Here is a 12,849-nt window from a genome sequence, read left to right as displayed (position 1 = left end):
GCCCGTTGCCCGGAGGGCAGCGAGCCGTCGAGGCAGGTAGCGGCAGAGATCAGCCGGCCTTGGCCGACTCCTCGGCGCGAGCGCGGGTGCTCGCGAGCCGGTAGGAGTCGGTTCCGGTCTCGATGATGGTGCCGTTGAAGGTGAGGCGGTCAACGATGGCCGCGCAGAGCCGGGGGTCGGTGAACGTCTTGGTCCAGCCGCCGAAGGACTCGTTGGAGGCGATGGCAACGCTGTTCTTCTCCTCGCGCTCGGTCAGGACCTGGAAGAGGAGTTCGGCGCCGCGGCGGTCGAGTTCCATGTAGCCGAGTTCGTCGATGCAGAGGAGGTCGACGCGGCCATAGCGGGCGATCGTCTTGGTCAGCTGCTTCTCGTCGGCTGCTTCGACGAGCTCGTTGACCAGCTTCGTCGCCAGCACGTACTTGACCCGGTAGCCGGCCATCGCAGCCTCGGTTCCCAGCGCGATCAGCATGTGCGACTTGCCCGTCCCGGAGTCGCCGATCAGGCAGAGCGGCTGGCTCTTCAAGCACCTGGCTTGCGGATCAGGGCCTCGAGGTAGTGGTCCAGATCCAGGCGGCAGCCACCCTTGGCGATCAGCCGCTCGCGCCGTGCCACTTCCACGTTCTGGTCATGAACCACCACGCCGATGGTTGCCTAGGAGCGCAGATCCCTCAGCATGACCGCGTAGACGGGGGAGTCGGCGAAGGGCTGGTTCTCGCCGATCTTCCGGTACCTCCAGCCCTCGTACATCGCCTGGAGGCGGGGCCGCTTGGTGTCGACCGTGAGGACCGCCCATGCCTCGCGGCGCCCACCGAGCAGTGCGTCGTGCAGGCGGGGCCCGAGCCCGGTCTTCCGCCACTTCACGCGGACCATCAGCTCGGAGACATGGAACGTCGCCGTCTCCTCGGGCGCTGTGTCGAGGTGCCCTTGCCACCACTCACGGCCAGGCGAGGCCGGGGCGCCGTAGGAGAACCCGACCGGCACGTCTCCCTCCCATGCGATCACGCAGGAGAATCCCTCGTTGCCGCCCCAGTGGTCGACGAACCACGGAAAGCGCTGTACGAACTCCTCGTGCCGGCGATCGGCGTACGCGTCTTCATGCACGTCGAAGAGGGTTTGCCGGATGTCGCCGAGGTGGTCGTGGGTGTAGCGCCTTATCTCGATGGTCACGCGGTGCTCCATTCGGTGCGGTATCGGTCTGCCCACTCTCGGGCCACCTGGGCGGAGGCGGCAACGGTGAACAAGGCCCGGTGGAAGTCTCCGACCATCGTGCGCAGCCGCCCCCGGAGGGGAGCACCCGCCATGAGTGCGAAGGCGTCTCCGGTCGTGGCGCACGCCCGGTCAACCTCGCCCTGGTGGAGCTGGGCGGAAGCAAGCCGGACCACGGTCACCGACCGATTCCTCCGCAGTTCCGCGGGCAGAGGAGCGCTGGAGGTGGAGCCGCTGCCGGGCGGCGGCGTACAGGTGCATCACTACGGGCACGGTGGCGCGGGCGTGGCGCTGGCCTGGGGCCGCGCGGAGGCGGCGCTGCTCGTGGGATGAGCGGCCTTCCCCGCGGCGCGATCCGGTGCGGCGGGGGTTTGGGGGGCGGTGAAGACGCGCTGCTTGGTGTGGCGGCGTAGCGTGTCCCCTTCGGTGACGACGTAGGCTGGGGCCACGACGAACGCGACGGGGTCGTGAGGGCTGCAGGGTTGCCAGACCACTTGCTGTCCCGGATCGAGCGGTTCCCCGACGGTGCATGTGAATTGCCACGCGTGCGCGTGTGACGTCGCCTCGGCCGTCGCCATGATGTCTTCGGCCTCGGAGCGCAGCGCCTCCCATTCGCCGGCCGGGAGGAAGACGCCGTGGCGGAGGAGCCAGTCCGACCCGTCTCCGTTGAACAGGGCCCTGGTGAGGTGGCCCACGATCTGCGCTTCGGCACGGACCACTTCATCGGCGGGCAGGAACACGCCTTCCTCCTCGCCGCGACGCCGCACGACGTCACCGGCGACCGACACCAGGTCTTGCTCGACCAGCCGGCTGAAGGACCTGGCAACGTCCTCATGGGCGAGGAACGCCTGGTCCGAGACGTCCGTCCGGTTGTCGACGTGCCGCCCGCGCAGGAAGTTCAGGACGTCCTCATGCACGCGCTCCCGCTTCTCCAGGTGGGCGACACGCCCGCGCAGAGCGGTGACCTCGTCCACGAGGGCGGTCAGCAGATCGTTCTGGGCCTGCTCGAAAGCCTTCCTGCGGTTGAGGAACCGGTTGATCAGCTCGGTCAGCTTCATGGCGTCCTCGTCGTCGGCGTGGCCGTTCATCCGCTCCGCTCCCGGTCAGTAGGCGCTGTCGAACCGCACGGTCGTGGCAATCGTGCGCTGGGTGGCGGGATCGACCGCCTCGGCCTTCACGTGGGTGTCCCCGAAGTGCATGCGCAGCAGGACGGACCGTTCCTCGAAGGGCAGGCGCAGGGACCGGGTGATATCGATCTCGACCTCCCCGATCCGCTTGCAGTGCGGATCGTCCACGTACCGGGGTGCCTCGTCCCGCGTGCGGTACAGCGCGAACGTGATGGACGACTGATCGGGTTCCACGGGGAAGAAGGTGTGGTCCACGACGCGATCCACCTCCACCTCTTCGTTTCGCGTGACGAAGACGCTGAACCTGTTCTTGCACCGCAGCCCTTTGGCGGTGCCGACACGCTTGTCGTCAGGGTCGACGCCCTCCTCGAAGGGCATGTACGTTTCGCAGCCGTAGGTGTACCGGGCCCTGCGGGCGCGGATGACGGACGGGTCGTAGGCGAAGTGGACGGCGCCGAAGAGCACCGCCACCGCGGCGTCGAACGGCGAGATCACCTCGGCACGGTCGCTCAGGTGCAGGGCGAGCCGGTGCCGCAGGTAGTCGGACCGCGCCATGCCACCGACGAGGAGCAGTTGCTCAGCGCCGGGTGCAGGCCCGCCGACGAGCCGGACCTGCTCCAGTTGGTCGTCCACCAGCCTGAGGATCTCGTCGATGACCTCGTCGAAGAGCCGAGCCACCTCGGCGGCGTCGACCACGATCCGGTGGGGGGCGCCGCCGGGATACTCCGCAAGCCGGCGCTTGGTCTCGTCGTCAAGCATGCCGTAGAGCTCCGCCGGCAAAGGGAAGTTCGCCCGGCGTTTGAACCGTGGTGCCCCCGACGCGGGGTCGATGTCGACCTGCGCCGCGACCTTCCACGCCTCCCACTGGTCGACGAGGTCGAAGAGCAGGTGCTCGGCCCGTTCCCGGACCAGCGCGATGGTGGGTGCCCCCAGCCTCTCCGTGAGCACGTCCGTGACGAAGGACCGGTTGATGTACTCCGAGCCCAGACGGCCGCCGAGGGGACGGGTGATCTCGCGGAGACGAACGGTGCCGTCGGGCCCCGCATCGGCCCGGTGCGCGGTGATGTCGACCGTTCCGCCACCGCAGTCCACCACGATGAAGCGGTTTCCGGCCGTCACACCGAGCCGTTTGCGCTCGGCACCGACGACCCCTGCCAGGTGGACCTGACAGTGCAGGGCCGCCGCCTCGGGTTCGATGGCGAGCAGCAGCTGGTCGGTGTCCTTCGGCAGGCCCGCCTTTGCGGCGGCCTTCCGCATGAAGTCCTTTTGATCGTCGTCCCAGATGGCAGGAACGGTCAGGCACCAGCGCACGTGTTCGGGCTGGTAGCCGCTCTTCATGATGTCGTCCAGCGCGAGCCGGTGGATCTCCCGCAGGTAGGCGACGATCAGCGGCAATGCCCGCTGTGGTGAGTCGGCGTCCACCGTGCCCAGGCCGGGGACGACCGCACCACCGTAGCGTTCCGGGGTCAGCGCCATCTTGAAAGCGCTGATGTACTCGTGTCCGTCCCGCTCGCCGTTGATGCCCAGCTCGCGCCACTCCCGGCGTGCGTCGAATCCCCATGCGAGCGTCTTCCCGTCCTGGCCGAGCAGCAGGGCCGACAGGTTCTTGGGGTAGACCAGGCCCTCACTGCCCGGCCAGAGGTCCTGGAAGAGGATCCGCCGCTGGCTCGCCTCCCGGTCGTCCGAGCTGACCACCGTCCACGCGAATCCGCTGCCGTGCGTGCCGAAGTCGATGGCCGCCACCACTGGATACTCGCGGCTCATGTCCGTCCCCCTCGGTCGTGTGTCATCGCCAGACCATCTCGACGTACCAGGCCCACAACTTCCGTCCCGTCCCGGCGTCACCGATCGCCTCGAAGACGCGGCCGAGGCGGACCAGCAGCTCCGGGTGGGCGTAGGCGAGGGCGGGTTCGGCGCGCAGCACGGTGATGGCCCTGTCGCCGATGTCCCGGGCGCGCTCGGTCTGGCCGGTTTCCGCGTACAGTTCCGCCTGGCCGACGTACGCGGTGACGGGGTCCATCAGGTCGTAGTCGACGGCCAGCGCGAACAGCGGGGCGGCGGCGCTCGCAACGACCCGCCGTGCCGTCTCCATCCGCTCAGGCAGCAGACGGTGGAGCCGCGGTGTGCGACCGCGGTGGGTCAGGTGGAACCAGTCGCACAGCACGCCGATCAGCACCCCGCAGAACGCGCCGAGTTCGTCCTCGAAGGCCAGCGCCGCTTCCGTGGGCACCCGGTCGTTGCCGTCCTCGGGGTGGGGCAGCGTGAGTCCGGGCACGCTGAGCCGGATCGCGGAGCCGCCGGCGGCCGGGCCCAGGATGTTCCAGGCGCACAGCTCCAGCAGCACCCGGCGGCCGGCCTGGACCTCCCCGTACGCCAGCACGACGGGCAGGTCGTGCAGGGCCTCCCTGATGATCCGCACGTCGAGGTCGAGGTTGCGCAGCGGCCGGCCGATCACTCCGGCGACCGGCACGAGGTCGTCCTGCCACGGCATACGGTCCCAGGTGCGGCGCAGGGCCAGCAGGAAACGGGACGGGCCCTTGTCGTTGTCGTCGCGCCCGAGGTCGTCCTGGAAGAACGGGGCGATGAGCAGGGCGGGGGCGCGGCCGCCGCCGGTTTCGCGGTAGAGGTAGTCGTGGATGTCCTCGGGCGGAAGGTTGAAGGGGTTGTGCGCCCGGTGCTGTGCCTGGCGGGCGGTTTCGGCCTGGAGGCGCACCGTGATCCGGGCGCGGTGCCAGTCGCTTTCGAGGTCCCGGTGGTGTGCCGCGCGGGCCGCCTGTTCCTGCAGCGCGGCCATGTACGCGTTCTGCTCGAAGAACGTGCCGTCGCGTTTGGTCTTCCATACGTCGAGGCCGATCCGCAGCACGTCCGGGATGATCTCGATGCCCTTGTTGACGGCGGAGGCGTTGCGCAGCAGGTCGAAGAACGAAGAGGCTTGGTCAGGCTTTTCAGGCTTTTCGGGCTTGTAGGATTCCGGCACTGCGTCGCCCCCTGACGAAGTGATCGTGCCACCAGCGGCGTGTCGGCCAGGTGTCCCCGGCTGCCTTCCCGTCTATGCGAGTGCTCAATCCGGAAAGCATTCAATACGCCCTGCTTCGTCCACGTAGGCAAGCGGCACGCCTTCGTCTGCGACATCGCCGACCTCTACAAGACGAAGGTGACCCTCCCCCTGGCCTCCGCCCTCAACCACTGTCCGCATCCCGAAAAGGACGCCCGTCCGCGACCTCCAAGCACTCCGGAACCCCGACACCCCGGACACCGACTCGGCAGGAACAGACCGCCGGCGTGGATCTGGTGCACCAGTGGAACCCCGAAGCAGGAGTGCTGCCCGCGGGAGCGGTTGCGGAACCCGGTGGGGCGCGGATGGTCATGGGAGTCTCGGTGACCGTGAGGCGCATCGTGACGGGTCATTTGAGCGTGGTCAGGACACCGCAGGGCCAGTGGCCGAGCCAGAAGGCCATGGCGGACGGCTCGGCCTGCCCATCGGTGGAACCGTCGTGCAGCAGGTACTCCGTGGGTGCGGTATAGCCCTCTCCTGGGGCGAGGCGGAAGCGGTAGACCCGGATCGGGTGCCCGGCGGCGACGTGTGCGCGGTAGTCGGTGGTGTGGGGGTAGCGGAGGGCGTAGTCGGTCGGGTGGACGGTCCGACAGACGGCCTGGGCATCGAGAGCGCCAAGGATGATGTACCGGGTGCCGGGGCCGAGGTTGAGGGCGAGCCTTCGCCGGCCGTGGGCCTTGGCGCCGTGGATGAGCTTGTCCCAGTTGTCGAGGTGTAGGCCGAGCAGGAGCCCGGCCGCGTGGTTCTGCGTGGTGGTCGTCATGCCGGGCTTGGCGAGGGCCTGCCCGAGGTACTGCGCCTCGGGATCGCCCAGGTGGTCCGCGAGGCGCTCCAGGTCGTCCTCCTCCGGCATCGGTGGGCGCACGATCTCGGCGAACGTGCTGTGGGGCGCCCACTGTGGCGCGGTCAGTGCTTCCGCGTCCGTGAGCCCTGCCACGGACCGGCGGGGATGACGGCCCCCGCCTCGTACTCCGGTTCGTCCTTGGCAGTGCGGACGGTCGCCGTGTCGCAGCGCTCGCGCAGGGCGTCCAGATCGTCGAATGCGAGGCGCAGTGGCACGCGGTCCTCCTGGGTCAGTCGTCTTCCAGAGTGATGCCGAGGTCAGCCACGAGGGCCTCGGCGAGGTCGGCCTGCTGCGCGGGCGTGATGAGGATCTTCGAGAGGTTGGCGACGCCGCGGATTCGTGAGAGGACGTTGCCCCGAAGGTCGGCGCCTCGGTACCGGCCGGGGCCGAATTCGGTGAGGCGCAGCGTGCACTGGGAGAACACGGCGTCGGTCAGGTCGCACTCGGTGAACGCGGCCTCGGTGAAGCCGCAGCCGGTGAAGGCGACCGGGCCGGTAACGCGGACCTTCTCGAAGGTGGCGTAGTCGAACTTGCAGTTCTCGAAGAGGACGTCGTCGAGTACCAGGCTGTCCAGAGCGGCGCCCATCAGCTTGCAGTCGCGGATCAGGACGCGGGTCAGCTTGCTCTCGGGCGGGAAAGGTAGAGGCCGGGGTCGTCCAGCTCGGGCAGGGTGATGGTGGCGTGCCCGAAGGTGCAAGTGGGCATGTGGTGCTCCTTCATCGGGTGCCGCGGCGGCCCAGCTTGCCGGCGGGGCCGCCCCGTTCGTGTCTGGGCGGGGCTACTTGTTCTTCCAGTTGTCCCAGGTGGGACGGTTGTCGAACGTGGCACCGGTGTTGTCCCAGGTCGGGCGGTTGTCGAATGTGGTGGCGGCCGTGTGGTTCGCGACGTCGACGTTGCTCCAGGCGTTTCGCCGGCGCGCGATGCACTGGGAACCGGCAGCCTCCAGGAGGGACGTGAAGCCCTCCGCCCAGTCCATCACGAGAGCGGCGGCGTCAGGGGTGGTGATTGCGGACATGGCGTGTCACTCCTTCGAGTAAGGCGATCTTGGAGGTGGTGCAGTACCGGGTCCTGGTGCCGTCGAGCCGGCCGGCGTGCTCGAAGTACCGGTTTGCGGCGTGGGCGCCCCCGCAGAACGCGAACGCCGGGCAGGTGGTGCGGCAGGCGTCGATGCCCTGCCAGAACTCGGGGATCCAGGGGGTGCGCTGCTCGGCCTCGGCGACCAGGACGTCCAGTCCGTCACTGAGCACGTTGCCGGTGGTGAAGTCGCCGAACCGGGGGTCGGTGAAGCCGGCCAGCTCCGGGGAGAGCATGACACGCCGCCGTCGAAGGCGACGGTGGGGAGTGGGTCCCACCGGGAAGAAGCGGGTAGAGGCGTGGTTCCGCGAGTGCGCAGGACCGCACCGGCGAAGTCGAGAACCTTCTGTACTTCGCGGAGCCGCACGACCGGGTTCGCCCGCCAGGAGGCGGCCAGGGCCGCCCAGAAGTCAGTCGCCTTCGCGGGGTCGGCGGCCCGGGCGCCGATGGCGGAGAACGGGATGGCGTGGCGGCGGAGCCGCTCGATCCCGCGCAGGGTGACGCCAAAGCCGGGGTGCCCGCCAAGGGGGACCCGGTGGTTGTTCATGTCCTCGGGACCGTCGATGCTGACGCCCACGTGCACATCGTGTTCCAACAGGAACTCGCACCACGCGTCATCTACGAGAGCAGCGTTCGCCTGCACGGAGTGCTTCACGCCCTGGGCGAAGGGCTCCATGAGCGCGGCCAAGTGCTCGCGGCCGGTGGCCAGCGGCTCACCGCCGTGCCACACGACCTCGAACTTCGGATTGTCCTCGGCCCATGCGTTGGCCGGGCCGCCACTGCCTGGGCCACTTCCACGGGCATGAGGTTCCTGAACTCGTCCAGTTCCTTCGGCTCGACCAGCACGTACTCCTCGCCGGTGTCGTAGCCCTTCACGATGTCCTTCAGCTCGACCTCGTCACCGGTGCGCTCGTTGATCCGTTTGTTGCGGATCCGGTCGGAGGTGCCGCGCTGGAGCTGATGGAAGTGGATCGTGTGGCTGTCGGTGGCCGTGTAAAGGCCCACGGGTATGGTCACCAGCCCGAAGGACATCACCCCGGCCCATACCGGTCTGGCCATGACTCTCACCGCCCCAGCAGGTGTGCCCCCTCACCCCTTCGTCTGCCCCGGTCGCGGCGGGCGCACCCGCCGGATGATTCCGCGGGCGGCGGCCTGGAACCCATGCCGGACTTCTTGCGGTCCTCGCCTCGGCAGACGAGGTGGGCTGTTCCGCTGAACGCCGCCGCGGCCGGCCGGCTCCCGCGGTACTTGAGGGCACCCTCGGGAGGGAGCCGACCATGAGCGAGCGCCGCCCCTGTCCTCCAGGACCACTTCCCGCCGGGAGGAGTCGACCTCGTGGATGAGGCGCAGAGTCCCGTCGTCGTTCACGAGTCAGTGAGCCGGACTTCCGGGCCCAAAGGACGATCAACAAGACCATGCACAGAGTTGCATGCCGGGCACCCTCGGTACGGTCGTTTTCGGTCGGCTCAGGCGGCGCGGCCCCAGGCGGAGACGAGGGTGTAGCCGAGTTCGTGGGTTCCAGGAGCGGTGAGGTGGCCGATGGCTGCGTTGAAGCCGTTGGCGTCGATGAGGCCGGTGGCCAGGATCTCGGTGCGCATGGCGGTGAAGGTGAGTTCCCAGAAGCGGGCGGTGTGGCTGTCGGCACGTACGAGGGGGACGTCGGCTGCCAGGCCGACGTCGGTCAGTCCCGCGGTGATGAGGGGGGTGGGGTAGGCGCGGGCGTAGTTGAGGTCGCTGGCCAGGGTGGTGACCAGCGCGTGGTCGTAGGCCTGGGTGAGGGCGCGTACGGCGGGGTGGGGTGAGGCTGCGGCCATGGTGTTGATGACGTCGCTGACGATGAGGTGGCCGCCGGGGGCGAGCCAGGAGACGAGGCGGGGGAGGACTTGATCGCGTTGGGGGAGGTGGCAGAGGGTCAGGCGGGCGTGGATGAGGTCGAAGCCGGGCTTGGGCAGCTCGTCGTCGGTGGCCGTGTGGACGTCGGCCCGCCAGATCTGCACTCCGGGGTGGCCGGCTTCGCGCAGGAGGCTCGTGTCGCGGTCGAGGGCGATGACCTCGCCGTCGGGGCCGGCCCGGTCGGCTAGCCAGGCGGCGACGGTGCCCGGGCCCGCACCGACGTCCAGGCAGCGCTGGCCGGTCAGGGGTCCGAGGTCGGTGATGCGGCGGCGGGTGTAGCTGTCGAAGACCTCACCGATCAGGCCGATGCGTTCGCGTTCGAGCGGCTGGTCGAAGCCGTACAGGCGGCTTCCGTACTCCTCTGTCTGCACAACCAAACCCTATAGTTACTGCACGAGTTCATAAAACTACAGTCCGTGAGGTCGATGGGTGGGTGTCCGCATCCGCGGTCCAGCAGGACGCCCTGCTGAAGGACCGCGCCGAGCTGGCGACGGGCCTGCGCGGCGTACCGCCGAGCCTGCCCTACCGGCTGCTGTGGGACGAGCACAACACCGCGCTCTACGACCTGATCCGAGAGCAGCCCGAGTACTACCTCAACCGGCTGGAGATGCAGCTGCTTCATGTACACGCGCATGAGGTGATGACCGCCAGCGGGGCGCGGACCCTGATCGAACTCGGATCCGGCACCGGGGAGAAGGCGCTGCCGCTCCTGCGGCACATGCCGGCCCCCACCACCTACCTGCCGGTGGACGTCAGCACCAGCGCGCTGAGCCGTCTGGCAGACCGGCTCCGGCGTGCCTCCCCCACGACCAGGGTGCGCCCCGTGGCCGCCGACTTCACCCGTCCCTGGCCGCCCGCGCTGCGCGAGCCCGGCCGGCACCCCCAGCTGGTGACGTTCCTCGGCAGCACCCTGGGCAACCTCCTTCCCGACGAGCGTCGCGCCCTGCTGGAGCTCCTGGCGGCCAGCACGCGCCCGGGAGACAGCCTGCTGCTAGGGGTGCCTCTGCTGCACGACACGCAGGCGATGGTGTCCGCCTACCAGGACGCAGCCGGCCTCATGGAGGCGTTCTACCTCCACTGCCTGCGCATCCTCAACCGGGACCTCGGCACGGACTTCGACCTCGACGCCTACGCCCACCACGTCGCCTGGGAGGCCCCCGCGCAGCGTGTGGAAATCGGTCTGCGCGCCCTCACCGACCAGACCGTCCTGATCCCCGGCCACCCCACCGCGCACCGCGTGGCCTTCCCCCGTGGCGGGGTCCTGCGCGCGGCCGTCGCGGCACGTTTCACCACAGGACAGCTCGACGACGAGCTGGCGGCGCAAGGCTTCGAGACGGTACGCCGCCTGCCGGACCCCAGCGGCCGGTACATGCTCCTCCTCGCCCGCCTCCAGGGATGACCCCCGGCAGGCAGCCTGGTGACCGCGGTCCCAGTTCAGCCCACGTCAGGATGGGTTTTCATGAGATGAATCGGCCGTTCGCGTGATCAACGCCGGATCAGCTGGCCGTGTCAGCAGGCGACCCGGAAAGATCCATCACGACCCGAGACCCCGCACCTGCTGAGGTACTGATGACGACGGCGACCGATCTGCGGACCCGTAAGTTCAACCGCTTCTTCGACCTGCTGGACACCGACGGCAACGGCTACATCGAGCCCGAGGACTGGGCCAGGACTGCCCAGAAGTTCTCCTCCGGCTTCGGTCATGCCGAGGGCTCCGCGCAGGCCAAGGCACTCCACCAGGCCTACCAGCAGGTCCACCACAACATCGTCTCGGCCATGGACACCGACGGCGACGGACGGGTCAGCAGGAAGGAGTTCCGCGACGGACTCCACCGCCACGTCGCCGACCTCGGCCTCCTCGACAAGACGTTCCGCCACGCGCTGGACGCCGAGTTCGACACCGCCGACATCAACGGTGACGGCGTCCTCCAGGGCGAGGAGATCGACCGCATCTGGAAGGTGTGGGGGATGTCCGCCGAGGACGCCAAGACCGCGATGGAGCAGATGGACCGCGACGGCGACGGCCGCATCAGCCGCGACGAGTACTACGCCACCTGGCGCGAGTACCTGGCCAGCGAAGACCCCGACGCCCCCGGCAGCTGGCTCCTCGGACACCCGTAGTCGTAGCCGTCCACAGCCGCCCGGCACCCCCATCGGGGGTGCCGGGCGGCCGTCGTGTGCAGCACCGTCACGGGCCGGGTCCGTTCAGAGAAGTCACCGGCCCGAAGGACATCACCCGAGCCCATGCCGGTCTGGCCATGATGCTTACCGCCTCAGCAGGTGGGCCCCACTCACTCCTTCGTCTGCCCCGGTCGGGGCGGGCGCACCCGCCGACGGTTCCGCTGTGCGGCGGCCCGGGGCGGAGGCACGGTTCAGGGGTCGGTGAGGCCGAGCTCGCGGCCGGCGCCGCATATATCGCACGGGTCGACACCGGGCTGGCGCAGGGCATCGCGGACCTGTTCGAGAGTGGCGGGCCGGGTGCGGCCGGAGGTCAGGCGGCAGTCACCGGTGTGGACGAGTATCGCGCGGCGGTCCCGCCCGATGCCGTACTGGATCGCCCACTGCACCACCGGGGCCTCTACGGCGCCGGGGCGCGCCGCGGCGGCGATCCGTTGGTCGGCTTCGGCTTCGGCGATGCGCGCCCGGATCGCTTCGAGAAGCAGCAGGACCCACTGCTCCAGTACCCGCAGACGCGCGAGGTCGGGCGGAAGTATCCAGGCGAGGCTCTTGTCCGGCCCCATCGCGGCTACGCCTCCTCCGGCGTGCAGGCCTCGACACGCTTGAGGCCCATGCGGGCCGTCACCCGCTGCTCAGCTTCCACGCTCTCCCAGAACGGGTGGGTGCACACCGCGGCGGACAGCCGGCGCAGGCGCTTCTCCAGCAGTGCCCGGGCGTGCTTTTGATCTTCCGTGTAGCCGGGACTGTCAAGGACGTCGCCGCGGTGCGAGTAGTGGTGCTCGGAGGCCTTCCAGCCCGGCATCGGCTCGACGGACCAGGGCAGCTCGGCGCACAGCCGCCGGTACTCGGCGGTCACCCGGTGTAGCTGGAGCTGCAGGGCGCGCAGGCGGATCGGGTAGGCGTGGGCGACGGTCACACCGTTATCGTATACCTGTTCGAATCCCAGGTTCCGGTTACGCGGCGGTGGCGAAGGAGTGATCTGTGGCTGGGCACCAGGCCTGTCCAGTGAGCGATGCACATGCCCTGCTGTGCATCGAGTTATCAGATCGGGGTTGGGCCGAAGGGAGCAGTCGTGGGCCCCAAGCGGTAATCCTGCGCCATGCGGTTCACCCCCGCGCGGGGACAGCAGGCGGGGCTGCTGCACTCGTGCGCGTACGAGGGTCGCGTCGTACCGGAACATCTGCACCCCTACCGAGGCGAGGGATGCCCCAAAGAATGGGCCAGAAGTTTCCGTTATGCACGATTCCAGGGAAGTGATGAGAAACGGTCTCTTCCGCCGCTAGAGTCGCAGGTCACGGAGTCTGCTCCCCGCGCACGCGGGGATGAACCCGATGGTCTGTTGCTCGGCGGTCAGGGGCCGGTTCTGCTCCCCGCGCACGCGGGGATGAACCACCTGTTCGGAGAGCTGTGGGCCAGAAGATCAGCTGCTCCCCGCGCACGCGGGGATGAACCCTTGCCCGAGCCCTCCCGCT

14 protein-coding genes, 3 pseudogenes and 1 CRISPR repeat array (1 of these 18 running past the window's edge) are annotated in these 12,849 nt (G+C 69.1%); of the genes and pseudogenes, 2 read left to right on the top strand and 15 right to left on the bottom strand.

The features are described from left to right. Positions 1–49: 49 nt before the first annotated feature. From ACFY61_RS19250 to ACFY61_RS19190, 13 genes and pseudogenes are all read right to left on the bottom strand, one after another. A pseudogene (locus ACFY61_RS19250) lies at positions 50–520 on the bottom strand (ATP-binding protein); the annotation flags it as partial. A 131-nt stretch (positions 521–651) separates the two neighbouring features. Continuing rightward, the gene (locus ACFY61_RS19245) at positions 652–1,179 is read right to left on the bottom strand and encodes a GNAT family N-acetyltransferase (RefSeq protein ID WP_389473427.1); all 528 of its coding nucleotides are present in this window, start codon (positions 1,177–1,179) and stop codon (positions 652–654) included. A 290-nt stretch (positions 1,180–1,469) separates the two neighbouring features. Further along, positions 1,470–2,294, bottom strand: a complete 825-nt coding sequence (locus ACFY61_RS19240) for a hypothetical protein (protein WP_389473425.1) — start codon at positions 2,292–2,294, stop codon at positions 1,470–1,472. Positions 2,295–2,309: 15 nt separating this feature from the next. Next, the gene (locus tag ACFY61_RS19235; protein ID WP_389473423.1) at positions 2,310–4,097 is read right to left on the bottom strand and encodes an Hsp70 family protein; all 1,788 of its coding nucleotides are present in this window, start codon (positions 4,095–4,097) and stop codon (positions 2,310–2,312) included. A gap of 22 nt (positions 4,098–4,119) precedes the next feature. Beyond that, on the bottom strand, positions 4,120–5,310 hold the full coding sequence (locus tag ACFY61_RS19230; protein ID WP_389473422.1) for a hypothetical protein: 1,191 nt from the start codon (positions 5,308–5,310) through the stop codon (positions 4,120–4,122). Positions 5,311–5,737: 427 nt separating this feature from the next. Then, positions 5,738–6,253, bottom strand: coding sequence for a hypothetical protein (locus ACFY61_RS19225; protein ID WP_389473420.1), 516 nt, complete (start codon positions 6,251–6,253; stop codon positions 5,738–5,740). Between the two features lie 41 nt (positions 6,254–6,294). Beyond that, positions 6,295–6,447, bottom strand: coding sequence for a hypothetical protein (locus tag ACFY61_RS19220; RefSeq protein WP_389473418.1), 153 nt, complete (start codon positions 6,445–6,447; stop codon positions 6,295–6,297). 14 nt (positions 6,448–6,461) lie between these two features. Next, positions 6,462–6,818 (bottom strand): pentapeptide repeat-containing protein, encoded by a 357-nt coding sequence (locus tag ACFY61_RS19215; RefSeq protein ID WP_389473416.1) that lies wholly within the window; start codon positions 6,816–6,818, stop codon positions 6,462–6,464. 192 nt (positions 6,819–7,010) lie between these two features. Next, positions 7,011–7,247 carry a multiple cyclophane-containing RiPP AmcA gene (amcA, locus tag ACFY61_RS19210; protein WP_389473414.1) on the bottom strand — a complete coding sequence of 79 codons (237 nt, stop codon included), beginning with the start codon at positions 7,245–7,247 and terminating at the stop codon, positions 7,011–7,013. Continuing rightward, on the bottom strand, positions 7,225–7,542 hold the full coding sequence (locus ACFY61_RS19205; RefSeq protein ID WP_389473671.1) for a hypothetical protein: 318 nt from the start codon (positions 7,540–7,542) through the stop codon (positions 7,225–7,227). Before ACFY61_RS19205 ends, amcA begins: the two co-directional genes overlap by 23 nt. A gap of 281 nt (positions 7,543–7,823) precedes the next feature. Further along, positions 7,824–8,036, bottom strand: a pseudogene (locus ACFY61_RS19200) (radical SAM protein); the annotation flags it as partial. 86 nt (positions 8,037–8,122) lie between these two features. Continuing rightward, positions 8,123–8,365, bottom strand: a pseudogene (locus ACFY61_RS19195) (Ku protein); the annotation flags it as partial. Between the two features lie 407 nt (positions 8,366–8,772). Then, complete coding sequence (locus ACFY61_RS19190) at positions 8,773–9,570, bottom strand: class I SAM-dependent methyltransferase (protein WP_389473412.1); 798 nt, start codon at positions 9,568–9,570, stop codon at positions 8,773–8,775. A gap of 62 nt (positions 9,571–9,632) precedes the next feature. Between ACFY61_RS19190 and ACFY61_RS19185 the strand changes: the two genes are divergently transcribed. Beyond that, positions 9,633–10,598: an L-histidine N(alpha)-methyltransferase gene (locus tag ACFY61_RS19185; RefSeq protein WP_389473410.1), complete on the top strand. Its 966-nt coding sequence runs from the start codon at positions 9,633–9,635 to the stop codon at positions 10,596–10,598. 170 nt (positions 10,599–10,768) lie between these two features. Continuing rightward, on the top strand, positions 10,769–11,320 hold the full coding sequence (locus ACFY61_RS19180) for an EF-hand domain-containing protein (protein ID WP_389473408.1): 552 nt from the start codon (positions 10,769–10,771) through the stop codon (positions 11,318–11,320). A 251-nt stretch (positions 11,321–11,571) separates the two neighbouring features. Here the strand turns inward: ACFY61_RS19180 and ACFY61_RS19175 are convergent, their stop codons facing one another. Further along, the gene (locus tag ACFY61_RS19175; protein WP_389473406.1) at positions 11,572–11,940 is read right to left on the bottom strand and encodes a DUF6233 domain-containing protein; all 369 of its coding nucleotides are present in this window, start codon (positions 11,938–11,940) and stop codon (positions 11,572–11,574) included. A gap of 5 nt (positions 11,941–11,945) precedes the next feature. Further along, the gene (locus ACFY61_RS19170) at positions 11,946–12,293 is read right to left on the bottom strand and encodes a hypothetical protein (RefSeq protein WP_389473405.1); all 348 of its coding nucleotides are present in this window, start codon (positions 12,291–12,293) and stop codon (positions 11,946–11,948) included. A 385-nt stretch (positions 12,294–12,678) separates the two neighbouring features. Further along, positions 12,679–12,849: direct repeats of the CRISPR family, unit length 29 nt; unit sequence CTGCTCCCCGCGCACGCGGGGATGAACCC (it continues 776 nt past the right edge of the window).

Source organism: Streptomyces sp. NPDC012888 (assembly GCF_042900645.1).
In the GTDB taxonomy this organism is placed as follows: Bacteria; Actinomycetota; Actinomycetes; order Streptomycetales; family Streptomycetaceae; genus Streptomyces.
This window is presented reverse-complemented; position numbering and strand designations above follow the sequence as displayed.

Bases quoted from the DNA above. Each gene is read 5' to 3' on its own strand.
- ACFY61_RS19235 (WP_389473423.1), bottom strand. From the start codon at position 4,097: ATGAGCCGCGAGTATCCAGTGGTGGCGGCCATCGACTTCGGCACGCAC.
- amcA (WP_389473414.1), bottom strand. From the start codon at position 7,247: ATGTCCGCAATCACCACCCCTGACGCCGCCGCTCTCGTGATGGACTGG.
- ACFY61_RS19180 (WP_389473408.1), top strand. From the start codon at position 10,769: ATGACGACGGCGACCGATCTGCGGACCCGTAAGTTCAACCGCTTCTTC.
- ACFY61_RS19205 (WP_389473671.1), bottom strand. From the start codon at position 7,542: ATGCTCTCCCCGGAGCTGGCCGGCTTCACCGACCCCCGGTTCGGCGAC.
- ACFY61_RS19240 (WP_389473425.1), bottom strand. From the start codon at position 2,294: ATGAACGGCCACGCCGACGACGAGGACGCCATGAAGCTGACCGAGCTG.
- ACFY61_RS19245 (WP_389473427.1), bottom strand. From the start codon at position 1,179: ATGGAGCACCGCGTGACCATCGAGATAAGGCGCTACACCCACGACCAC.
- ACFY61_RS19175 (WP_389473406.1), bottom strand. From the start codon at position 11,940: ATGGGGCCGGACAAGAGCCTCGCCTGGATACTTCCGCCCGACCTCGCG.
- ACFY61_RS19215 (WP_389473416.1), bottom strand. From the start codon at position 6,818: ATGGGCGCCGCTCTGGACAGCCTGGTACTCGACGACGTCCTCTTCGAG.